Origin of the sequence: Albidovulum sp. (assembly GCF_041919395.1) — a bacterium.
Taxonomy (GTDB): Bacteria; Pseudomonadota; Alphaproteobacteria; order Rhodobacterales; family Rhodobacteraceae; genus Albidovulum.
The window spans coordinates 1-19,360 of sequence record NZ_JAYRTX010000066.1 but is presented as its reverse complement, the minus strand read 5'-3'; the positions used below and the strand labels follow the sequence as shown (position 1 = coordinate 19,360).

The window sequence follows — 19,360 nt, the reverse complement described above, 5'->3', positions numbered from 1 at the left end:
CGCCCTCCCCGGGACGCCCACGGCAGAGAACGCCGCGGCCGTGATCGCCGTCATCGCCCGCGCAGTTGCGCTCGTGATGGCCGGGGAGGCTTCGGCCGTCTGCACCGCGCCGATCCACAAGAAGGCGCTGAAGGACGGCGCCGGCTTCGCCTTTCCCGGCCACACTGAATACCTCGCCCATCTCGCGGGCGTTCCGCGCGTGGTGATGATGCTCGCCTGCGACGCGCTTCGCGTCGTGCCGGCGACGATCCATGTCCCGCTGGCCGAGGTGCCGCGGCGGCTCACGGCGGCGCTTCTGGAGGAGACGATCCGGATCACCCGCGACGGGCTCCTGCGCGACTTCGGACTCGATGAGCCGCGCCTCGCCGTGGCGGGCCTGAACCCGCACGCCGGCGAAGGCGGCGCCATGGGGGGCGAGGAGATCGCGCTCATCTCCCCCCTTCTCGATCGTCTTCGCGCCGAGGGCTTCGCCCTCGCCGGGCCGCTGCCTGCCGACACGATGTTCCACCCGGCGGCGCGTGCCCGCTACGATGCGGCCATCTGCATGTATCACGACCAGGCACTGATCCCGATCAAGACGCTCGATTTCGCGGGCGGGGTCAACGTGACGCTTGGCCTGCCCTTCGTGCGCACCTCGCCCGATCACGGCACGGCCTACGACATCGCGGGCCAGGGGCTGGCCGACCCGTCGAGCCTCGTCGCCGCGCTGCGGATCGCGCGCGAAATGGCGCGGAACCGGGCCGGGTGATGGCGACGGTGGCGCCCCCTCGCGCCCGCCGCGCCGCGTGGGCGCGCGCCGGTCGTGTCCGGCGCCCCATGGAAGGCCGGGCGCATGGCCGCGATTGACGGACTGCCGCCCTTGCGCGAGGTGATCGCGCGCCACGGGCTCGCCGCGAAGAAGGCGCTCGGGCAGAATTTCCTTCTCGACCTGAACCTGACGGCCAAGATCGCGCGTTCGGCCGGCGACCTCACGCAATCCGACGTGCTGGAGGTAGGCCCCGGCCCCGGCGGTCTCACCCGCGCGCTGCTCGCCGAAGGCGCGCGGCATGTGCTGGCCGTGGAGAAGGACGAACGCTGCCTGCCCGCGCTGGCAGAGATCGCGGCGGCCTGGCCCGGGCGGCTGGAGGTCGTGCACGGCGATGCGCTGGAGGTGGACGCGGCCGCGCGGCTCACCCCGCCGATCCGGGTGGTGGCCAACCTGCCCTACAACGTCGGGACCGAGCTTCTGACCGGCTGGCTGACCCCGCCGGTCTGGCCGCCCTTCTGGCAGAGCCTGACGCTGATGTTCCAGAAGGAGGTCGCCGAGCGGATCGTGGCCAGGCCAGGGACGAAGGCCTATGGCCGGCTTGCCCTCCTCGCGCAGTGGCGGTGCGAGGCGCGGATCGTCATGGTGCTGCCGCCCGAGGCCTTCACGCCCGCGCCCAAGGTCCACTCGGCGGTGGTGCAGCTCACCGCCCTGCCCGCGCCGCGGTTTCCGGCGGATGCGAAGGTGCTGAACCGGATCGTGGCGGCCGGGTTCAACCAACGGCGCAAGATGCTCAGGGCGAGTCTCAGGGGCGTCGCGCCGGAAATCGAGGCAAAGCTCCTCGCCGCCGGAATCGCGCCGACCGCGCGGGCCGAGGAAGTGTCTCTTGAAGCATTCTGCGCGCTCGCCCGAATCGTCGCGGCGGGCTGAGCGGGAGCTTACTCGGCCGCGTCGGCCGAAGGCTCCTTGCCCTCCGCGTCGCCGCGTTTTTCCTTGGGCTTGCGCGGCCCGCGCGGCTTCTTCGGCGGTGCGGGCGTCTCTGCGGGCGTCTCTGCGGCCGTCTGCTGCGGCGGGTCGATTGCGGGAAGCTCCGGCATCATCACGGCAGAGCGGCGATGCTCCATCCGCGCCTCGGGCGTCTCGACGAGGCCTGGGCCTTCGTCCGCCTCCTCCTCGCGCGCCGCATTGGCCGGGCGCTGTTCCGGCGCCTCGCGTTCGGCCCGGTCATCGTAGCGCGGCCGGTGCTGCTGCTGGCGGTCGCCGTTCGGCTGGCCGTGGTGGCCGTTCTGACCACCCTGACCCTGCCCACCCTGTCCCTGGCCGCCCTGTCCCTGGCCGCCATAGGCCTGGCCGCCGTTCTGTCCGCCCTCGCCCGGCTGTCCCTGGCGCATCTCGTGCTCGCGGCTCATCTCGCGCTGCGCCTCGCCGAGCATCCGTGTGTAGTGCTCGGCATGCTGGAGGAAGTTCTGCTCCGCCACGCGGTCGTTGGAGAGCTGCGCGTCGCGGGCGAGCATCAGGTACTTGTCGATGATCTGCTGCGGCGTGCCGCGGACCTTGCCCTCGGGGCCCGAGGAGTCAAAGACCCGATTGACGACGTTGCCAAGCGAGCGCTGCCGGTTCGATTTCGAACGCGAACGGGATTTGGATGATCTCATGTGTTCTTGTCTGTCCGAGCCTAAGGCTGTGGTTCCGCCCGCCCTGTCGGCCTGCGTCGCCACCGAACCGGGCGCGATCGCGGATCGAGATATTTCCGGGCAAAGCGCAGCGGGCAGTGAAATTCACCAGCCCGTCACGCGGTCTTTAATGCACGATGCGCCGCGCCTGACAAGCGGATTCTTCGAAAACAGGACCGTTCGCGCGGCCGCGTGCGGGAAACGTGCTGAAATGCCACGGGCAACTCCGGGGCGTTCCACGCCGGGGGAAAGCGCGGTCAGGCCGCGCCGCAGTCCGATCCGTCCCCGCCTTTCGCGGCGATCACGACCCGGTCGCGGCCGTCGAGGTCGCGGCGCACCTCCGGCGCGGCAAAACCCTCCGCGACGAGAAGCGCCGAGACGGCTGCCGCCTGCGTCGGCCCGATCTCGAGGATGAGCCTGCCGCCCGCCATCAGCCGCGCCCCCGCCCCCGCGGCGATGGCCCTGTGGGCGTCAAGCCCGTCGCCGCCGGGGGTAAGCGCGCCCCGAGGTTCCCAGTCGCGCACCTCCGGGGCAAGCCCCGCCATCTCGGCTTCGGCGATGTAGGGCGGGTTCGAGACAATGAGGTCGAACTTGCCCGGCACCGCCGCGAACCAGTCGGCAGCAAGGAACCGCGCCCGGCCGGAAAGCCCGAGCCGCCGGGCGTTCTCGCGCGCCACCTCCAGCGCCGCCGCGGAGACATCGGTGCCCGTGCCGGTGGCGACGGGCATCCCCGCGAGGCAGGAAAGGAGGATGCAGCCCGTCCCGGTTCCGAGATCGAGCATCTTCACGAAGGGGCGTTCCAGCGCCGCCGCGACCAGAAGCTCCGTCTCGGGGCGCGGGTCGAGCGTATCGCGGGTGACGAGGAAGCTCCGCCCGAAGAAATCGCGTGTGCCGGTGATCTGGGCGACGGGCTGGCGGGCCGCCCGGGCAGCGACGGCGGCCAAGAAGCGGGCCTCGGCCTCGGGCGGCATCTCCTCGGGCGCGACGAGCGTCACGCGGTCCGGCGCGACCCCGAGCGCATGGGCGAGAAGCCGGCGCGCATCGCCTGCGGCGCTGTCGATCCCGGCAGCCTTCAGGCGCCGGACGGCATCGGCCAGCGCCTCGGCTCCGGTCACGCCTCCATCTCCGCCAGCCGCGCCGCCTGATCATGGGCGACCAGCGCGTCGATCACCTCGCCAAGGTCTCCGCCCATGATCTGCGGCAGCGCGTAGAGCGTCAGGTTGATGCGGTGGTCGGTCATCCGGCCTTGCGGGAAGTTGTAGGTGCGGATGCGCTCCGACCGGTCGCCCGAGCCGACCTGCGCCCTGCGGTCGGCGGCGCGGGCATCGTCGGCGCGCGAGCGTTCCAGGTCATAAAGCCGGGCGCGCAGCACCGCCATCGCGTTGGCGCGGTTCTGGTGCTGCGACTTTTCCGAACTCGTGACGACGATCCCGGTGGGCAGATGGGTGATCCTGACTGCGGAATCGGTGGTGTTGACGTGCTGCCCGCCCGCGCCCGAGGATCGCATCGTGTCGATGCGGATCTCGGCGGCGGGAATGTCGATCTCCACCTCCTCGGCCTCGGGCAGGACGGCGACGGTCGCGGCCGAGGTGTGGATGCGGCCCCCGGCTTCCGTCTCGGGCACGCGCTGGACGCGGTGGACGCCGGATTCGAACTTGAGGCGCGCGAAGACCCCTTCGCCCTCGATCCGGGCGATGGCCTCCTTGACGCCGCCAAGCTCGGTCTCGGCAAGGTCGAGAAGCTCGAAGCGCCAGCCCTGAGCTTCCGCATATTTCTGGTACATCCTCAAAAGGTCACCGGCGAAGAGCGCTGCCTCCTCGCCGCCCGTCCCGGGACGGATCTCGAGGATCGCCGGCCGCGCGTCGGCGGCATCCTTCGGCAGGAGCGCGAGGCGAAGCCGCGCCTCCATCTCGGGGATGCGCGCCTTCAGCGCCGGGATCTCATCCTCGGCCAGCGCCTTCATCTCGGGGTCGGCGAGCATCGCCTCGGCCTCGGCGAGATCGGCGAGCGCCCGGCGGTATGCGGCGATTTCCGCGACGACGGGCTTGAGGTCGGAATACTCGCGGGAAAGCGCGGCGATCTCCGCTGGCCCGGCACCGGCCGAGAGCTTCGCTTCGAGGAACCCGAAGCGGCGCGTGATCTGGTCGAGCTTGTCGAGGGGCACCATGGCGCGGGTTTGGCCCTTGTCCCGGCTTCGGTCAAGGGGGAGAGCGGCCCGGAGGATTCGCGCACCCCGAGCCCCCATGGAGCGCTTGAGCGGGGAAGAAGCAGGCGCGCGGCCTGTCGGGACGGAAAACCGACGGAAGTCGGACGGGCAACCAGCTCCTAACCGACAGGCTCGTCCCGCGAAAAAAACGCACGCGGGGAATTCGATCACGGGGTTAAGGGGCGCCTAACAAGCCAAGCCATGCGTCCAGCCTTGCCCCATTCACCCCGAGGTCGTTGCGCCCGAAGCGCTGGCGGGCGTGGAGCGTCAGCACCGTCGCCGTTCCCTCGGTCCGGGTCGCGGCGGTCGTGTAGTCGGGAAAACCGAACAGGGCCGAGCGGGTCACCCAAGTGATCCGGCCCTCCTCCGGACTGCCGGCGAGCCGGGTCGTGCGCGGGGTGGCGAGCGCAATGGCGTCGAGGCGGGCAAGGGTCTCCCGCGGCGGCGTGCCGTCGAGCGTCACCGAGCGCCGTTCGCCGCCACCTGTCACCTGGCCGGGATCGACATGCCAGCGGGCCGGATCGGAGGGGGCAAGACGCACGTACGCCATGCCCCCGAGGACGATCAGCGCGAGAAGGAGCAGCGCGATCTTCACCCCTTCCGCCGTGTCCAGCCGTAGAGGCAGATGAGCTCATGCGCGACATGGGCCCCGGCGATGGCGGTGGCGCCGGTCGTGTCGTAGGCGGGCGAGACCTCGACCACGTCGCCGCCGACGAGGGTGATTCCGGCAAGGCCACGCAGGATCGCCGCCGCCTGCCAGGAGGCGAGCCCGCCCCAGACCGGGGTGCCGGTGCCCGGTGCGAAGGCCGGGTCGAGGCAGTCGATGTCGAAGCTGACATAGCAGGGCCGGTCGCCGACGATGGCGCGGACCTTCGCGGCGACCGCCGCGGGATCGCTCCGGTGCACCTCGGGCGCGTCGATGACCGAGACGCCGAGGTAATCGTCGCATTCAGTGCGGATGCCGATCTGGACGCTCGCCTTCGGCTCGACGAGCCCCGTCTTCACCGCCTTGTAGCTCATCGTGCCGTGGTCGATGCGGGAGAGGTCGTCGTCGGCCCAGAGGTCGGAATGGGCGTCGAACTGGATCAGCGCGACGGGCCCGAACTTTTCGGCATAGGCCTTGAGGATCGGGAAGGTGATGTAGTGATCGCCGCCGAGGGTGATGGTGCCCGGCCCGGCGGCGAGGATACCACGGATATGGGCGGTCAGCGTGTCGGGGAAATCGGCGACCCTGGCATAGTCGAAGGCGAGGTCGCCATAGTCCACGATGTCCATCACGTCGAGCGGCGAATAGCCCCAGCCATAGGGCGGATCGAAGGGTTGCAGGGCGCTAGCCTCGCGGATCGCGCGGGGGCCGAAGCGGGTGCCGGTGCGGTGCGTCACCGCCTGGTCGAAGGGCACGCCGGTGATGGCGAGGTCGACGCCGGTCAGGTCCTTCGAATAGCGGCGGCGCAGAAAGCTGGTGGCGCCGCCGAAGGCGTTCTCGAAGGCGAGGCCACGGCGTTCATTGCGGGTGAAGGCGAGGTCGACCTCGCGTCTTGCGTCTTCCAAAGCCATGAGAGGGCTCCGTGATGGGGTCTGGCGTCGTTCAAGCCGGAGACGCCGCCGATCCGGATGCCGCCAGCCAAGGCGTTCCGGTCCCGATTCGTCAAGAAAATTTGATCAAATCACGCGAGGGGCTGAGCCCGCTCCACCAGCCGGGCGAAGAAGCTGGCCCCGATGGGAGCCGCTTCATCATTGAAATCATAGGCAGAATGATGGAGCCCCGCGCCCATTCCCTGGCCGAGGAAAAGGTACGAGCCGGGCCGCTTTTCGAGGAGGTAGGAAAAATCCTCCGCCCCCATCTCGCGGCCACCATGCTCCTCCACCCCCGCGGCCCCGGCGACCTCGCGCGCGACCTCGGCGGCGAAGGCGGTCTTCGCGGGATCGTTGACGGTGGCCGGATAGCCCCAGTCGTAGTCGATCTTCGCCGTGACTTCATGGGCGGCAGCGATCCCTTCGACGATCTCGTGGAAGCGCCGCTTCAGGAGCGCCCGCACCTCGGGATCGAAGGAGCGGATCGTCGCCGTCAGCCGCGCCGTCCCGGGGATGATGTTCGAGGCGGTCCCGGAATGGATTTCCGTCACCGAAACAACGGCTTCCTTCAAGGGGTTCACGTTGCGGCTGACGATGGTCTGGAGGCTCGCGGCCAACGCCACCACCGCCGGAATCGGGTCGATGCAGTCGTGCGGATAGGCGCCGTGGCCACCCCGGCCGGTCAGCGTCACCCAGGCGGTGTCGACCGCCGCCATGATCGGCCCCGGCGTGGTCACGAATCGCCCCAGAGGCACCTGCGGCGTGTTGTGGATCGCATAGACATCGCCGATGCCGAAACGGTCGAGGATGCCTTCCTGCACCATGACGTTGCCGCCGCCGCCGTCCTCCTCGGCCGGCTGGAAGATCAGCGCGACGCGGCCGCGGAAGCGGCGCGTCTCGGCAAGGTACTTCGCCGCGCCAAGGAGCATGGTCGTGTGGCCGTCATGGCCGCAGGCGTGCATCACGCCGGGCACGGTGGAGGCATGCTCCGCCCCCGTCGTCTCGGCGATCGGCAGCGCGTCCATGTCGGCCCTGAGCCCGATCGTCGGCCCCTCGCCCGGGGCGCCCCCTTGGCCCTCGATGATCGCGACGATGCCCGTCGTCGCGATTCCCTCGTGGATCTCGTCCACACCGAAGGCGCGCAGCCGTTCGGCAACGAAGGCCGCGGTCTTGTGGCACGCGAAGCTGAGTTCCGGGTGCTGATGAAGGTGCCGCCGCCACGCGGTCATCTCGGGGGCGAAGTCGGCGATTCGGTTCAGGACGGGCATGTGGACTCTCACGGCGGCGTCGGGATAAGCCGCAAGAGAACCGCAAAGCCGGGAGACTTGCAATGACCCTGCACCGAGCCGCCTCCGACCGCACCGCCTCCGACCGTCTCGTCCATGACCCCGAAGCCGGGATCGAGCGGCTGGTCGAGATCATGGCGCGGCTCAGGGACCCGGAAGCCGGCTGCCCCTGGGACCTCGAGCAGGACTTCGCGACCATCGCGCCCTACACGATCGAGGAGGCCTACGAGGTCGCCGACGCGATCGAGCGGCGGGCCTGGGGCGAGCTCAGGGGCGAGCTGGGTGATCTTCTCTTCCAGGCGGTCTACCATGCGCAGATGGCGGCGGAGGCGGGGCATTTCGGCTTCGCCGACGTGGTGCGGGCGGTGTCGGACAAGATGGTGGCGCGCCATCCGCATGTCTTCGGCGACGAAAGCCGCGACAAGACGGCCGAGGACCAGACCCGCGACTGGGAGCGGATGAAAGCGGCCGAGCGGGCCGGAAGTCCGGCGAAGGGCACGCTCGACGGCGTGGCGCTCGGCTTGCCGGCGCTCACGCGGGCGGTGAAGCTGCAGAATCGCGCCGCGCGGGTGGGCTTCGACTGGCCCTCGACCACCGAGGTCGTCGACAAGATCGCCGAGGAGGCGCGCGAGCTGGCCGAGGCGCGCGACCGGCTGACCGAGGCAGAGGTCTTCGAGGAGTTCGGCGATCTCCTCTTCGTTGTCGCCAACCTAGCGCGACACCTTAAGATCGACCCGGAAACCGCCTTGCGTGCAGCGAATTCCAAGTTCACCCGCCGATTCGCCGCGATCGAGGCCGGGCTTGCGCTGCGCGGAAAGCGGCCCGAAGATTCGGACCTGGCCGAGATGGACGCGCTCTGGAACGCGGCGAAGGCGTCAGAGAGGATCGCCGCACAAGATAGATGACTTCTTCTGTCGGGTATTGACCGGGGCCGCGGTCGCGGCGATAAGGGCGGCAATAACCGACTAAAGGAGTCAACCAATGAATGCCCGTCCCTCTCTCCTCGCGCTCCTCGCCGCGACCGTTGCTGTCCCGGCGCTTGCCGAAGAGGTGAACGTCTATTCGCTGCGCCAGCCGGAACTGGTGCAGCCGCTCTTCGACCGCTTCACGGAGGAAACCGGCATCGCGGTCAACGTGGCCTTCGTCGAAAAGGGCATGGTGGAGCGGCTGGTAAGCGAGGGCGACCGCAGCCCCGCCGACCTGGTGATGACGGTGGACATCGCCCGCCTCGCCCAGGTGGTGGAGGCCGGCGTCACCCAACCGGTGGATTCCGAGGTTCTGACCGCCAATATCCCGGCCGAGTTCCGCGACCCCGGCAAGCAATGGTTCGGCCTCACCACGCGCGCCCGGATCGTCTATGCCTCGAAAGAGCGCGTCGCCGACGGCGAGGTCACGACCTACGAGGGCCTCGCCGATCCGAAATGGAAGGGCCGCATCTGCACCCGTCCGGGGACGCACGACTACAACCTCGGCCTTGCGGCGGCGATGATCGGGCACCACGGGGCGGACTACACCCGCACCTGGCTCGAGGGGCTGAAGGCCAACCTTGCCAAGAAGCCCGAGGGCAACGACCGCGGACAGGTGAAGTCGATCTGGGCCGGCGAATGCGACATCTCGCTGGGCAACACCTACTACATGGGCGAGATGCTCTCCGACCCCGAACAGGTCGAGTGGGCCAACTCGGTGCGCATCGTCTTCCCGACCTTCGAGGGGGCGGGTACGCACATGAACGTCTCGGGGGTGGCGCTGACAAAGGCGGCGCCGAACAAGGATGCCGCGTTGAAGCTGATGGAATTCCTCTCCTCCGACGAGGCCCAGAAGATCTATGCCGAGACCAACCACGAATTCCCGGTCAAGCCGGGGGTCGCCCGCTCCGCGCTGGTCGAAAGCTGGGGCGCGTTCACGCCCGACACGCTGAACCTGATGGATGTCGCGAAGCACCGCCCCGAGGCGCTGAAACTCATGGAAGAGGTGAACTTCGACGGCTGAGGCCGCTCGCGGCGGCCGTCGCACCGGAAGGAGCGCTGGGGACCTTTTCCCAGCCGGGGCCTGAAACCTTCCAGGCCCAGGTCGGAAAGCTGGAAGGCCCTGCCGCTTGCGGCGGGGCCTTCAACCTTCTGCTGCCATTACTCGGCGGCGATGGCCGGCAGGACGCCGCCCACCACCATCACCCCGTCGAGCCGCGCAAGCGCGTCGAGGTCGGCGATGTAGCGGCCGCGCAGGTCGGCAAGCTGGAGCCCGGCGAAGCCCGGGTCGCGCTCCACCTGCGGCTGGCGGGCATGGAATGCCAGAAGCCGGTCGCGCTGGCCGGGGGCGAAGCGGGCGCCCTGGCGGAGATGCCGCTGGATCATCGCGATGGCGCTGTCGGTCACGACCGGCGCCGGGGGCGGCACCTCCGTCCCGGCCAGATGGAGGCCGGGGGCGAGGAACGACAGAAGCTCGCGCGGGCCGGTGCGTTCCGAAAGCACGATCACCTCGCGGGCGCGAAGCCCGTCGCGCAGCGCCTCGACCACCTCGATCCAGCCGCCGGCGAAGGCTGCCATCGCGGGCGCATGCTCGACGAAGGGCGCCATCTCGCGTTCGAGCGCATAGCGCTCCCAGGCGCTGCGGAAAAGCCTGTCGTAGGGGCGAAGCGTGATCACCAGCCGGTCCACCGGGCGGCCGAGCGCGCGCGACATCACCTCGGCCCGCTTGCGCGCGGCGGGGTAGAAACGCCCTTGCAGCAGCGTCGCCATCCGTCCGGCGAGGTCATGTTCGGAGAGGATGAGTCCGCAGGTGCCCGCGTGACGGATCGCGCCGAGCGTCGCGGCCACCGGGGCGACGAAGGCATCGAGGTCGTCGCGGCGGTGGCGCGCGTCGGGCCAGGCGCAGTCGAAGCTTCCACCGGAAGCGCCGCCCCGCCCCGGATAGGCGAGGTCGAATCCCTCGGCCTGGATCGCGGCGCGGTTGAGGCCGAGAAATCGCTGGAAGTCTTCGGCCCCGGAAGCGTGAAGACCGGCGTGGACGAGGATCTGGGACGATTCGGTGCGCATGACGGGATCGTGGTTAAGGACGAAACCTTGGTCGCAGGAGAATATGGCCGAGGTATGTCAGCTTTTGGTTGAGCTTCGGGCGAAGGCCGCACCTCGGCTGGACAAGCGGGCCAGCCGGCGCCACTCTCCCGCCAAAGGCGGGGGCAGATCATGCGGGCGCGAAAGATCATCATCGACACCGATCCGGGGCAGGACGACGCCGTGGCGATCCTGCTCGCGCTCGCCTCGGCGGAGCTCGACGTGCTCGGGATCACCACGGTCGCGGGCAACGTACCCCTGCCGCTCACCTCGAAGAACGCCCGTGTCGTCTGCGAACTCGCGGGACGCGAGGACGTGCGTGTCTTCGCGGGCTGCGACCGGCCGATGGCGCGAAAGCTGGTGACAGCGGAATATGTCCACGGCAAGTCCGGGCTCGACGGGATCGCGCTGCCGGATCCGACTATGCCGCTGGCCGAGGGCCACGCCGTCGACTTCCTGATCGAGACGCTGCGCGAGGAAGCGCCGGGCACGGTCACGCTCTGCCCCATCGGGCCCCTGACCAATGTCGCCACTGCCTTCCTGCGCGCGCCCGACATCGTGCCGCGGGTGGCCGAGATCGTGCTGATGGGCGGGGCCTACTTCGAGGTGGGCAACGTCACGCCGGCGGCCGAGTTCAACATCTATGTCGATCCCGAAGCCGCTGACATCGTTTTCAAATCCGGCGTTCCCATCGTGGTGATGCCGCTCGACGTCACGCACAAGGCGCTGACCACGCGGGCCCGCGTCGAGGCGTTCCGCGCCCTCGGGACGCCGGTCGGCCATGCGGTGGCAAGCTGGACCGATTTCTTCGAACGCTTCGACATGGCGAAATATGGCAGCGAGGGCGCGCCGCTGCACGACCCCTGCGTCATCGCCTACCTCCTGGAGCCCGATCTTTTCACCGGCCGCCATGTGAACGTGGAGATCGAGGTGAAGGGCGAGCTCACGCTCGGCATGACCGTCGCCGACTGGTGGCGCGTCACGGGTCGGCCGGCCAACGCGATGTTCATGGGCGGCATCGATGCCGGGGGCTTCTATGCCCTTCTGACCGAGCGGCTCGCGCGACTGTGACATCCGGGCATTCCAAAGATCGCCGCCCGATCCTACATTGGTCACCGGATACGCGCCCATGACCATCGCATTCGACAACAGCTACGCCCGCCTGCCGGAGCGCTTCTTCGTGCGCCAGCCGCCCGTCGCGGTGGCCGAGCCGGGTCTTGTCGCGGTGAATCGCGGACTTGCCGAACGGCTCGGCCTCGATCCCGAGGCGCTCGCCTCGCCCGACTGGATCGCAGTCTTCGCCGGAAACCGCGTGCCAGAGGGCGCTGCCCCCCTCGCCCAGGCCTATGCCGGCCACCAGTTCGGCGGCTGGGTGCCGCAGCTTGGCGACGGCCGCGCGCTCCTTCTGGGGGAGATCGTCGCGCCGGACGGGGCGCGATTCGACCTCCAGCTCAAGGGCTCCGGCCCGACGCCCTTCTCGCGCCGCGGCGACGGGCGGGCGGGGCTGGGGCCGGTCCTGCGCGAATACATCGTTTCCGAGGCCATGGCGGCACTTGGCGTGCCGACGACACGCGCGCTCGCCGCCGTGACGACGGGCGAGGCCGTCTGGCGCGAGACGCCGATCCCCGGCGCGGTCCTCGCCCGCGTCGCGGCAAGCCATATCCGCGTCGGCACCTTCCAGTATTTCGCCGCGCGCGGGGACACAGACGCGCTGGGGCTTCTGGTCGGGCATGTGATCGCGCGCCACTACCCCGGCGCGGAGGGGCCGCTCGGCCTCCTTTCGGCGGTGACCGCGGCGCAGGCACGGCTGATCGCGAGATGGATGAGCCTCGGCTTCATCCACGGCGTGATGAACACCGACAACATGGCGGTGTCGGGCGAGACCATCGACTACGGGCCCTGCGCCTTCCTCGATGCCTACCACCCGGCGAAGGTCTTCTCCTCCATCGACCAGTTCGGCCGCTATGCCTACGGCAACCAGCCGCAGATCGCGCTCTGGAACCTCGCGCAACTGGCCTCTTGCCTCTTGCCGCTGATGGGCGAGGAAGGCCCGGCCATCGAGGCCGCGACCGAGGCGATCAACCGCTTTGCCGACCACTACCAGGCGGAATGGCTCCGGCTCTTCCGCGCCAAGATCGGGCTCGCGACGGAAGCGGAGGGCGACGCGCCGCTGGTCGCCTCGCTCCTGTCGCGCATGGCCGAGGGGCGGGCCGACTTCACCCGCACCTTCCGCGGTCTGGCTGAGCGTACGGCGGCGGCCGAATTCGCGGACCCCGGCCCTTTCGCCGGCTGGGAGGCGGAATGGCGGGCACGACTCGCGGGCGAAGCCGATCCCGTGGCGGTGATGCGCGCCGCGAACCCTGTCTACATCCCCCGCAACCATCGCGTGGAGGAGGCGATCCGGGCCGCGACCGCGGGCGATTTCGGGCCTTTCCACAGGCTGAACGCCGTGCTCGCCCGCCCTTTCGAGCGGCGCCCCGAGGCCGAGGGCTACGATGCGGCCCCCTTGCCCGGGGAAGCCGTCACCCGCACCTTCTGCGGCACCTGATCAGCGCCGCTTGCGGAAGAAGCGGCGCCTGCGATAGAGCCACCGGTTCGCCGCGATGAACTCCTTCAGCGCCAGCGTCAGCCCGCCAAGGTGCCGACCCTGCAGGAAGAGATAGCCGGCGGTCGCGCCGACGGCCGCGCCGACCGTGTCGACGATCAGGTCCCACATCGTGTCGATGAGCCCGGTCTTCTGCATGTTCAGCCCGAAGATCTGGTCCATCGCGAACTCGAATATCTCCCAGAGCGCGCCGATGGTGAGCGCGAAGCAGAAGCTCATGAAGGCCATCGCGCCCGCCGGAGCGGCGTAGCGGTCGCCTTCGAAGAGCATGAAGACGAAGAGGAACCCGATCAGACCGAAGGCAAGTGCGGAGCCGCCGTGCAGGACCACGTCCCACCACCAGAAGCGGCCGTAGAAGTCGAAGGCCTCGCCGAGGAAGATCGTCGCGAAGACGAAGACCACGATCCAGCCGAAGAATCGCGCCGGCAGGCGGATGCCGAGGCGACGCTGAGCGAGCACGGGAACCAGCGACAAGGCGAAGGTCGCCACCGAGACGAAGGCAAGCGACCAGCGCGCCTCGACCAGCGCCGCGACGAAGGCGATGGCAAGACCCGCCCAGATCGCCTGAACGACGATCGGCTGGCGGCGAAGGCGCGCGATCCACATCAATGAATCGTAGGAAGCGCCGGGTGGCGCTTCAACCCCCGGGCGCGGCGGTCTAGACATTGGCCATGCAACTGCGCCTCGCCTCCTACAACGTCCACAAGTGCCTCGGGATGGACCGCCGGCGCAGCCCCGAGCGGATCGTTTCGGTGCTGAATGCGCTCGATGCCGACATCGTGGCGCTGCAGGAGGTCGATCACCGCCTGCCGCCCCGTCCCGCAGCGCTGCCGCGCGCGCTGATCGAGCGCGAGACCGATTTCGGCGTCCTGCCCTTCGCGCCCGAGGGTCCGAGCCTTGGCTGGCACGGCCAGACCATGCTGGTGCGGCGCGGGATCGCGGTGGAGAAGGTGCGCCGGCTTCTCCTGCCGGGGCTGGAGCCGCGCGGCGCCATCCTGGCCGAGCTCGGTCCCGAATACGGCGGTCTCCGGGTCGTCGGGGCACACCTCGGGCTGATCCGCCGTTATCGGCGGATGCAGTTCGCCGCGATCCGGGCCGCGATCGGCCGCCGCGGCGACAGGCCGACCGCGATCATCGGCGATTTCAACGACTGGTCCGCGCATGGCGGGGCAGAGGCCCTCGGCCCCGCGTTCCGGCTTCATGCGCCGGGCCCGAGCTTTCCGGCAGCCCGGCCGATCGGCGCGCTCGACCGCGTGGCGATCTCCTCGGGCATCCACCTCGTCACCGCCGGGGTCCACCGCCTCGCGCCCGCGGCCCTCGCCTCGGACCACCTGCCGGTCTGGGTGGACCTCAGGGTGGAGCCGCCGGAAGCCCTTGCCTGACACGGCGGCGCAAGGTAAGGAGCGGGCACGGGCGGGTGTAGCTCAATGGCAGAGCAGAAGCTTCCCAAGCTTACGACGAGGGTTCGATTCCCTTCACCCGCTCCAGCTTCCCGTGATAAGGTCCCCGGGCGCCGCGAACAGGACGGCGCGCTTGCAGTGAGGACCCTTGCGATGAGGAAGTTCCTTCTGACGCTGGCCGGACTCGCCATCCTCTCAGGCCCCGCGTTCGCCAACCAATGCCCGACTCTGATGAGGAAGATCGACGCGGCGATGGCCACGACGACGGTCGACGACACCACCAAGGCGCAGGTCATGGCGCTCTATGAAAGCGGCAAGGCCGCCCATGACGCCGGCGACCACGCAAAGTCCGAGAGCGACCTCGGCGAGGCGCTGAAGCTTCTCGGCATGTGAGCCGCCACACAGGACCGGCAGAGGGCGGCCCCGGCCGCCCTTTCCTTTGCCGCCCCTCTGCGCTATCGGGCAAGAGCAGCAAGGAGGCTCCCCATGTCCCAGATCACCCGGATCGAAACCGGAAAACGCATGTCCAATGCCGTCATCCATGACGGTATCGTTCACCTCGCCGGTGTCGTGGGCGAGCCCGGCAGCGATATCACCGGCCAGACAAAGGAGTGCCTGGCCGAGATCGACCGGCTTCTCGCGCTTGCCGGATCCGACAAGACGCGGATCCTGCGCACGCAGATCTGGCTGGCCGACATCGGCCGCGACTTCGCCGCGATGAACGCGGTCTGGGACGGCTGGGTGCCCCAGGGCCACACGCCGGCCCGCGCCACGGGCGAGGCGAAGCTCGCGGCACCCGAGTACCTCGTGGAAATCATCGTCACCGCCGCGCAGGCCTGAGGCCCCGCGTGCCCGGTCGCGGTCAGAGTGCCGCAACCATCACGCAGAGCATCTCGAACATCAGCGAGACGCCGAGCCAAGCGGTGCCTCCGCTCGGGTCGAAGGGCGGCGAGACCTCCACGAGGTCGGCGGCGACGATGTTGAGCCCGGCACATTCGCGCACGACCTGCATCGCCTGGAACGCGTTCGGCCCGCCCCATTCGGGCGTGCCTGTTCCGGGTGCGACCGAAGGGTCCACGAAGTCGATGTCATAGGACATGTAGGCGGGCGCGGAGCCGACGATCTCGCGCGCTTCGGCCATGACGTCGGGAATGCCGCGCGCGAAGAACTCCTCGATCGTGACGATCCGGATGCCATGGGCCCTGGCGAAGTCGCGGTCGGCGCTGTCGTACATCGTGCCGCGGATGCCGATCTGGATCATCCGTCTGGGGTCGAGCAACCCCTCCTCCACGGCCGACCGGAACGGGTTGCCGTGGGTCAGCACCGTGCCGCCGAAATAGGGCGGGAAGAGATCGGTGTGGCTGTCGAAATGCACCAGACCGAGAGGCGCGTCCTTGGCGAGCCCCCGCAGCACCGGAAGCGTGCAGAGGTGATCGCCACCCGCCGAAAGCGGGCGTATCCCCTTCGCCTTCAGCCCGGCGAAGTGGCGCTCGAACCGGGCGAGCGTGTCGGCGCCATCGACCGGGTTCGGGCCGACGTCGCCGAGATCGGCGCAGTTGGCCGCCGCGAAGGGCCGCAGGCCCGTCACCGGATGCTGCGCCCGGATCATCGAGGAATAGTCGCGCAGCTGCCGCGGCGCATGGCGGGGCCCCGGGCGGTTCGACACGCCACCATCCCAGGGAAGCCCGACAAGCCCGATCTGAACGTCGGCTTCGCGCGGATGGCCCGGGGTCACATGCGGCAGGCGCATGAAGGTGGCGATGCCCGCGAAGCGCGGCAGGTCCATGCCCGAAATCGGTTGAAAGAACGTATCGGCCATCGTGCCCTCCCTGTTGTCGCAGCGACCATTGCAGCACCGCCGGGCGAGGTAAAGCCCCCGCGCCGGAAGCCTCGCGAATTGCCGGAAAAGGTGAAATCTGCTATGAGAGGCGCGCTGGTCCGGTCGCGGGACCGCGCCCCGGGCCAGAGGTCGAAAGAGATTAAGACCAACCAAGCGGGGTATCACCATGGAAAGCCTTCTGACGGTGACGAGTGGTCTGGTGACGGCAGTCAGCCTTGTCGCCGCCTCTGCCGCGTTTGCGGACGATGCCGACCTTATCAAGAGCGCCGAGTCCGCCGCGCCGGCGGCGGTGTCGGCCGGCGCGACGATCTACGCCGCGGACGCATCCGGCGCGATGCGGACGCTGCGCGAAGGGACCAACGGGTTCTGGTGCATGCCCGACAATCCCGCCACTCCGGGACCGGACCCGATGTGCGGCGATGCGAACTCAATGGAATGGGCCATGGCCTGGATCGGCAAGACGGAGCCGCCCAAGGGCAAGGTCGGCTTCATGTACATGCTGGCCGGCGGCACCGACGCCAGCAACACCGACCCCTATGCGACCGCACCGTCCGAAGGCAACAACTGGGTGCAGACCGGCCCGCACGTCATGGTCGTGAACGCCATGGACGTGATGGCCGGCTATCCCGAGGACGCCGCGCCCGACACCTCGCGGCCCTACGTCATGTGGGCGGGGACACCCTATGCCCACCTGATGATTCCGGTCGAATAGCGCGGTCGTAAGCCCGGTGCCGGCTCCGCCGCCGTCCGCAGCGCACCGGCGCGGCGGCGGAGATTGGGCCGCGACGAGATGATCACCGGCCTCTGGCGCGGCCCGGCCTATGCCTCCAGCTCGGCGTCCCAGTAAAGGAAATCGGCCCAGCTCTGGTGCAGGTGGTTCGGCGGGAACCGCCGGCCCGCGCGCTGCATCTCCTCGGCCGAGGGCTGGTGCGGCGGCCGCCGCAGCGAAAGACCCGACTGCTTCAGCGACTTGTTGGCCTTCCGGAGGTTGCAGGGCGAACAGGCGGCCACCACGTTGTCCCAGCTCGTCACGCCGCCGCGCGAGCGCGGGACCACATGATCGAAGGTCAGGTCGCCCTTCGAACCGCAGTACTGGCAACAGAACTCGTCCCTCAGAAAAAGATTGAAGCGCGTGAAGGCCACGCGCTTCTGGGGTTTCACATAGTCCTTCAGCACCACGACCGAAGGTATTCGGATCGCCGCCCGTTGCGACCGCACCACCGCGTCATATTCCGCGACGATGGTGACGCGGTCGAGGACAGCCGCCTTTATCGCCTCCTGCCAGGGCCAGAGCGAGAGCGGGTAGTAGGAGAGCGGACGGAAGTCGGCGTTCAGCACCAGCGCGGGATAGCGCCTCAAAGCCGAAGGCTCGCGGACGAAGCTCGTCCTGAATTCGTCGTCGTGAACCCTGTCCAGCATGGGTGACTCCGTTCTCGCCCCGTCTGCCTGCCGCGGCCCCGGGGCGGGAGCACCCGCCCCAGCTTGCGCAAAACTATATCTGGCGTATCGCCACTGGCAAGACCCGCTATTTGCGGTAGGCTCCTATCGCGGCAAAGTGACAGGGGAATGACGATGGACGCTCCGCCGATCCTCGGGACGCTCGAAAGCGCGCTCTACGCCGGCGACCTCGCGGCAGCGGAGGCGTTCTACGCCGGCACGCTCGGACTTGCGGTCGTGGTCCGCCAGCCCGGCCGGCATGTCTTCTTCCGCGTCGGCGCCTCGATCCTTCTGGTCTTCGATCCCTCGGCGACCGAACGCCCGGCCGCGCCCGGCGCGCGCCTGCCCGTTCCGCCGCACGGGGCGCGGGGGCCAGGGCACTACTGCCTCTCCGTCGCCGCCGAGGCGCTCGACGCCTGGCGCGCGCACCTTGAGGCCGCGGGGGTGGCCATCGAGGCCGACTTCCGCTGGCCGGGCGGCGCGCGGTCGATCTATGTCCGCGATCCGGCCGGCAACTCTGTCGAGTTCGCAGAGCCCGCGCTCTGGGGCTGAGCCGTCAGCCGGGAAGCTTGTCCGTCAGGAAGGCGAGAGCCACCGAAAGGCCGTCCGGGGCGATGCCGTGACCGGTGCCCTTCATCACATGGCCATAGGTCTCGAACCCTGCTTCAGTCAGCGCGCGGCCGGCGTTCGCCATTTCGGCGAAGGGCACCATCTGGTCCTGATCGCCGTGCAGAAGCAGGACGGGCGGCTTCGACAGCGCCTCGGCGGAAAGCAGGTCGGGCCGAAGCAGACGGCCCGAAAACGCCACGATCCCCGCCACGGGCTCCGGCCGGCGCGGCAGGACATGGAGCGCCATCATCGTACCTTGCGAGAACCCGACCACGGCCAGCCGGTCCGGGGTCAGTCCCTCGGCATCGAGCTGCGCGTCAAGGAAGGCGTCGAGGTCCGCCGACGACCGCGCCAGGCCCTCGGCCGCCGCCGCCTCGGAGGAGCCGTCGAGCCAGGGGATCGGGAACCATTGCCGCCCGAAGGGGTTGCCCGCGCAGGGCTCGGGCGCGTCGGGGGCAACGAAGACCGTGTCCGGCAGGTGGGGCCCGAGCGGATCGGCAAGGCCAAGCAGGTCTGCCCCGTCGGCGCCGTAGCCGTGCAGGAAGATGACGAGCGACCGCGCCTCGCCCGATTGCGCCGCCTTCCGTCCGAATCTGAGCTCGCGTGTCACCTGATCCCCTCGCGCTTGCGTCTGAGCCGGTAGTAGGCCCAGAGCGCACGCGCCGCAACCGCCCGCCACGGCCGCCAGTCCTCGGCCATCGCGCGCAGAGCCGGCTCGGTGGGGCGCTCCGGCAGGTCGAAGATCATCCGCGCCGCCTCCTGCAAGGCCAGATCGCCCGGCGCGAAGACATCTGCCCGGCCGAGCGAGATCAGTGCATAGACCTCGGCCGTCCAGCGTCCGATGCCGGGAAGGGCGACGAGGGTGGCGATCACCACATCGTCGGGCGCGGCGCGGAGGCCGTGGTAGTCCAGTCCGGCGCGGGCGAGCGCCTGG

23 protein-coding genes and 1 tRNA gene are annotated in these 19,360 nt (G+C 69.5%); 12 read left to right on the top strand and 12 right to left on the bottom strand.

The window, feature by feature from the left end; genetic code table 11:
* A partial coding sequence (pdxA, locus tag ACMUOO_RS11785) for a 4-hydroxythreonine-4-phosphate dehydrogenase PdxA (RefSeq protein ID WP_413855330.1) occupies window positions 1-748 on the top strand: 748 nt, incomplete at its 5' end.
* An 84-nt stretch (window positions 749-832) separates the two neighbouring features.
* Window positions 833-1,675, top strand: a complete 843-nt coding sequence (gene rsmA, locus ACMUOO_RS11780; RefSeq protein WP_301919990.1) for a 16S rRNA (adenine(1518)-N(6)/adenine(1519)-N(6))-dimethyltransferase RsmA — start codon at window positions 833-835, stop codon at window positions 1,673-1,675.
* Between the two features lie 8 nt (window positions 1,676-1,683).
* On the opposite strand, the gene ACMUOO_RS11775 is transcribed toward rsmA, so the two are convergent.
* The 6 genes from ACMUOO_RS11775 to ACMUOO_RS11750 form a co-directional block, all read right to left on the bottom strand.
* Window positions 1,684-2,400: a DUF4167 domain-containing protein gene (locus tag ACMUOO_RS11775; RefSeq protein WP_301919989.1), complete on the bottom strand. Its 717-nt coding sequence runs from the start codon at window positions 2,398-2,400 to the stop codon at window positions 1,684-1,686.
* A 275-nt stretch (window positions 2,401-2,675) separates the two neighbouring features.
* Window positions 2,676-3,533 carry a peptide chain release factor N(5)-glutamine methyltransferase gene (prmC, locus tag ACMUOO_RS11770; RefSeq protein WP_301919988.1) on the bottom strand — a complete coding sequence of 286 codons (858 nt, stop codon included), beginning with the start codon at window positions 3,531-3,533 and terminating at the stop codon, window positions 2,676-2,678.
* Window positions 3,530-4,585 (bottom strand): peptide chain release factor 1, encoded by a 1,056-nt coding sequence (prfA, locus tag ACMUOO_RS11765; RefSeq protein WP_301919987.1) that lies wholly within the window; start codon window positions 4,583-4,585, stop codon window positions 3,530-3,532. The genes prmC and prfA overlap by 4 nt, the downstream gene beginning before the upstream one ends.
* A 214-nt stretch (window positions 4,586-4,799) precedes the next feature.
* Window positions 4,800-5,219 (bottom strand): DUF1499 domain-containing protein, encoded by a 420-nt coding sequence (locus ACMUOO_RS11760; protein WP_301919986.1) that lies wholly within the window; start codon window positions 5,217-5,219, stop codon window positions 4,800-4,802.
* The gene (speB, locus tag ACMUOO_RS11755) at window positions 5,216-6,181 is read right to left on the bottom strand and encodes an agmatinase (RefSeq protein ID WP_301919985.1); all 966 of its coding nucleotides are present in this window, start codon (window positions 6,179-6,181) and stop codon (window positions 5,216-5,218) included. Before speB ends, ACMUOO_RS11760 begins: the two co-directional genes overlap by 4 nt.
* A 110-nt stretch (window positions 6,182-6,291) precedes the next feature.
* Window positions 6,292-7,467: a M20 aminoacylase family protein gene (locus ACMUOO_RS11750; protein ID WP_301919984.1), complete on the bottom strand. Its 1,176-nt coding sequence runs from the start codon at window positions 7,465-7,467 to the stop codon at window positions 6,292-6,294.
* A 62-nt stretch (window positions 7,468-7,529) separates the two neighbouring features.
* Here ACMUOO_RS11750 and mazG point away from each other — a divergent pair, with 62 nt between their 5' ends.
* Window positions 7,530-8,390 (top strand): nucleoside triphosphate pyrophosphohydrolase, encoded by an 861-nt coding sequence (gene mazG / locus ACMUOO_RS11745; protein WP_301919983.1) that lies wholly within the window; start codon window positions 7,530-7,532, stop codon window positions 8,388-8,390.
* Window positions 8,391-8,466: 76 nt separating this feature from the next.
* Complete coding sequence (locus tag ACMUOO_RS11740; protein WP_301919982.1) at window positions 8,467-9,474, top strand: Fe(3+) ABC transporter substrate-binding protein; 1,008 nt, start codon at window positions 8,467-8,469, stop codon at window positions 9,472-9,474.
* Between the two features lie 137 nt (window positions 9,475-9,611).
* Here the strand turns inward: ACMUOO_RS11740 and ACMUOO_RS11735 are convergent, their stop codons facing one another.
* The gene (locus ACMUOO_RS11735; protein ID WP_301919981.1) at window positions 9,612-10,517 is read right to left on the bottom strand and encodes a hypothetical protein; all 906 of its coding nucleotides are present in this window, start codon (window positions 10,515-10,517) and stop codon (window positions 9,612-9,614) included.
* A 150-nt stretch (window positions 10,518-10,667) separates the two neighbouring features.
* Here ACMUOO_RS11735 and ACMUOO_RS11730 point away from each other — a divergent pair, with 150 nt between their 5' ends.
* Window positions 10,668-11,606, top strand: coding sequence for a nucleoside hydrolase (locus ACMUOO_RS11730; RefSeq protein ID WP_301919980.1), 939 nt, complete (start codon window positions 10,668-10,670; stop codon window positions 11,604-11,606).
* A gap of 58 nt (window positions 11,607-11,664) precedes the next feature.
* Window positions 11,665-13,083 (top strand): protein adenylyltransferase SelO, encoded by a 1,419-nt coding sequence (locus tag ACMUOO_RS11725; protein WP_301919979.1) that lies wholly within the window; start codon window positions 11,665-11,667, stop codon window positions 13,081-13,083.
* Here ACMUOO_RS11725 and ACMUOO_RS11720 read toward each other — a convergent pair whose 3' ends face one another.
* Window positions 13,084-13,746 (bottom strand): hypothetical protein, encoded by a 663-nt coding sequence (locus ACMUOO_RS11720; protein WP_301919978.1) that lies wholly within the window; start codon window positions 13,744-13,746, stop codon window positions 13,084-13,086. It abuts the gene before it with no gap.
* A gap of 65 nt (window positions 13,747-13,811) precedes the next feature.
* Here ACMUOO_RS11720 and ACMUOO_RS11715 point away from each other — a divergent pair, with 65 nt between their 5' ends.
* From ACMUOO_RS11715 to ACMUOO_RS11700, 4 genes are all read left to right on the top strand, one after another.
* Window positions 13,812-14,522 (top strand): endonuclease/exonuclease/phosphatase family protein, encoded by a 711-nt coding sequence (locus ACMUOO_RS11715; protein ID WP_301919977.1) that lies wholly within the window; start codon window positions 13,812-13,814, stop codon window positions 14,520-14,522.
* A gap of 31 nt (window positions 14,523-14,553) precedes the next feature.
* A tRNA-Gly gene (locus tag ACMUOO_RS11710) sits at window positions 14,554-14,627 on the top strand.
* A gap of 66 nt (window positions 14,628-14,693) precedes the next feature.
* Window positions 14,694-14,933, top strand: a complete 240-nt coding sequence (locus ACMUOO_RS11705; protein WP_301919976.1) for a hypothetical protein — start codon at window positions 14,694-14,696, stop codon at window positions 14,931-14,933.
* A 93-nt stretch (window positions 14,934-15,026) separates the two neighbouring features.
* Window positions 15,027-15,380: a RidA family protein gene (locus ACMUOO_RS11700; RefSeq protein WP_301919975.1), complete on the top strand. Its 354-nt coding sequence runs from the start codon at window positions 15,027-15,029 to the stop codon at window positions 15,378-15,380.
* A gap of 22 nt (window positions 15,381-15,402) precedes the next feature.
* On the opposite strand, the gene ACMUOO_RS11695 is transcribed toward ACMUOO_RS11700, so the two are convergent.
* Window positions 15,403-16,359, bottom strand: coding sequence for an agmatinase (locus ACMUOO_RS11695; RefSeq protein ID WP_301919974.1), 957 nt, complete (start codon window positions 16,357-16,359; stop codon window positions 15,403-15,405).
* A 187-nt stretch (window positions 16,360-16,546) separates the two neighbouring features.
* Here ACMUOO_RS11695 and ACMUOO_RS11690 point away from each other — a divergent pair, with 187 nt between their 5' ends.
* Window positions 16,547-17,092 carry a hypothetical protein gene (locus ACMUOO_RS11690; RefSeq protein ID WP_301919973.1) on the top strand — a complete coding sequence of 182 codons (546 nt, stop codon included), beginning with the start codon at window positions 16,547-16,549 and terminating at the stop codon, window positions 17,090-17,092.
* A 107-nt stretch (window positions 17,093-17,199) separates the two neighbouring features.
* Here the strand turns inward: ACMUOO_RS11690 and ACMUOO_RS11685 are convergent, their stop codons facing one another.
* Window positions 17,200-17,799 carry an HNH endonuclease gene (locus ACMUOO_RS11685; protein ID WP_301919972.1) on the bottom strand — a complete coding sequence of 200 codons (600 nt, stop codon included), beginning with the start codon at window positions 17,797-17,799 and terminating at the stop codon, window positions 17,200-17,202.
* Window positions 17,800-17,952: 153 nt separating this feature from the next.
* Here ACMUOO_RS11685 and ACMUOO_RS11680 point away from each other — a divergent pair, with 153 nt between their 5' ends.
* On the top strand, window positions 17,953-18,369 hold the full coding sequence (locus ACMUOO_RS11680; RefSeq protein WP_301920042.1) for a VOC family protein: 417 nt from the start codon (window positions 17,953-17,955) through the stop codon (window positions 18,367-18,369).
* A gap of 4 nt (window positions 18,370-18,373) precedes the next feature.
* Here ACMUOO_RS11680 and ACMUOO_RS11675 read toward each other — a convergent pair whose 3' ends face one another.
* Both ACMUOO_RS11675 and ACMUOO_RS11670 read right to left on the bottom strand, forming a co-directional pair.
* Window positions 18,374-19,036 carry an alpha/beta hydrolase gene (locus tag ACMUOO_RS11675; protein WP_301919971.1) on the bottom strand — a complete coding sequence of 221 codons (663 nt, stop codon included), beginning with the start codon at window positions 19,034-19,036 and terminating at the stop codon, window positions 18,374-18,376.
* Window positions 19,033-19,360: DNA-3-methyladenine glycosylase family protein (locus tag ACMUOO_RS11670; RefSeq protein WP_413855322.1), on the bottom strand; the 328-nt coding region annotated here is incomplete at its 5' end. The genes ACMUOO_RS11675 and ACMUOO_RS11670, both read right to left, overlap by 4 nt.

What these genes read in the sequence shown, in the direction of transcription:
- rsmA (WP_301919990.1), top strand. Translation starts at nt 833, where the DNA reads ATGGCCGCGATTGACGGACTGCCGCCCTTGCGCGAGGTGATCGCGCGC.
- ACMUOO_RS11775 (WP_301919989.1), bottom strand. Translation starts at nt 2,400, where the DNA reads ATGAGATCATCCAAATCCCGTTCGCGTTCGAAATCGAACCGGCAGCGC.
- prfA (WP_301919987.1), bottom strand. Translation starts at nt 4,585, where the DNA reads ATGGTGCCCCTCGACAAGCTCGACCAGATCACGCGCCGCTTCGGGTTC.
- speB (WP_301919985.1), bottom strand. Translation starts at nt 6,181, where the DNA reads ATGGCTTTGGAAGACGCAAGACGCGAGGTCGACCTCGCCTTCACCCGC.
- ACMUOO_RS11750 (WP_301919984.1), bottom strand. Translation starts at nt 7,467, where the DNA reads ATGCCCGTCCTGAACCGAATCGCCGACTTCGCCCCCGAGATGACCGCG.
- mazG (WP_301919983.1), top strand. Translation starts at nt 7,530, where the DNA reads ATGACCCTGCACCGAGCCGCCTCCGACCGCACCGCCTCCGACCGTCTC.
- ACMUOO_RS11740 (WP_301919982.1), top strand. Translation starts at nt 8,467, where the DNA reads ATGAATGCCCGTCCCTCTCTCCTCGCGCTCCTCGCCGCGACCGTTGCT.
- ACMUOO_RS11735 (WP_301919981.1), bottom strand. Translation starts at nt 10,517, where the DNA reads ATGCGCACCGAATCGTCCCAGATCCTCGTCCACGCCGGTCTTCACGCT.
- ACMUOO_RS11730 (WP_301919980.1), top strand. Translation starts at nt 10,668, where the DNA reads ATGCGGGCGCGAAAGATCATCATCGACACCGATCCGGGGCAGGACGAC.
- ACMUOO_RS11725 (WP_301919979.1), top strand. Translation starts at nt 11,665, where the DNA reads ATGACCATCGCATTCGACAACAGCTACGCCCGCCTGCCGGAGCGCTTC.
- ACMUOO_RS11720 (WP_301919978.1), bottom strand. Translation starts at nt 13,746, where the DNA reads ATGTGGATCGCGCGCCTTCGCCGCCAGCCGATCGTCGTTCAGGCGATC.
- ACMUOO_RS11715 (WP_301919977.1), top strand. Translation starts at nt 13,812, where the DNA reads ATGCAACTGCGCCTCGCCTCCTACAACGTCCACAAGTGCCTCGGGATG.
- ACMUOO_RS11705 (WP_301919976.1), top strand. Translation starts at nt 14,694, where the DNA reads ATGAGGAAGTTCCTTCTGACGCTGGCCGGACTCGCCATCCTCTCAGGC.
- ACMUOO_RS11700 (WP_301919975.1), top strand. Translation starts at nt 15,027, where the DNA reads ATGTCCCAGATCACCCGGATCGAAACCGGAAAACGCATGTCCAATGCC.
- ACMUOO_RS11695 (WP_301919974.1), bottom strand. Translation starts at nt 16,359, where the DNA reads ATGGCCGATACGTTCTTTCAACCGATTTCGGGCATGGACCTGCCGCGC.
- ACMUOO_RS11690 (WP_301919973.1), top strand. Translation starts at nt 16,547, where the DNA reads ATGGAAAGCCTTCTGACGGTGACGAGTGGTCTGGTGACGGCAGTCAGC.
- ACMUOO_RS11685 (WP_301919972.1), bottom strand. Translation starts at nt 17,799, where the DNA reads ATGCTGGACAGGGTTCACGACGACGAATTCAGGACGAGCTTCGTCCGC.
- ACMUOO_RS11680 (WP_301920042.1), top strand. Translation starts at nt 17,953, where the DNA reads ATGGACGCTCCGCCGATCCTCGGGACGCTCGAAAGCGCGCTCTACGCC.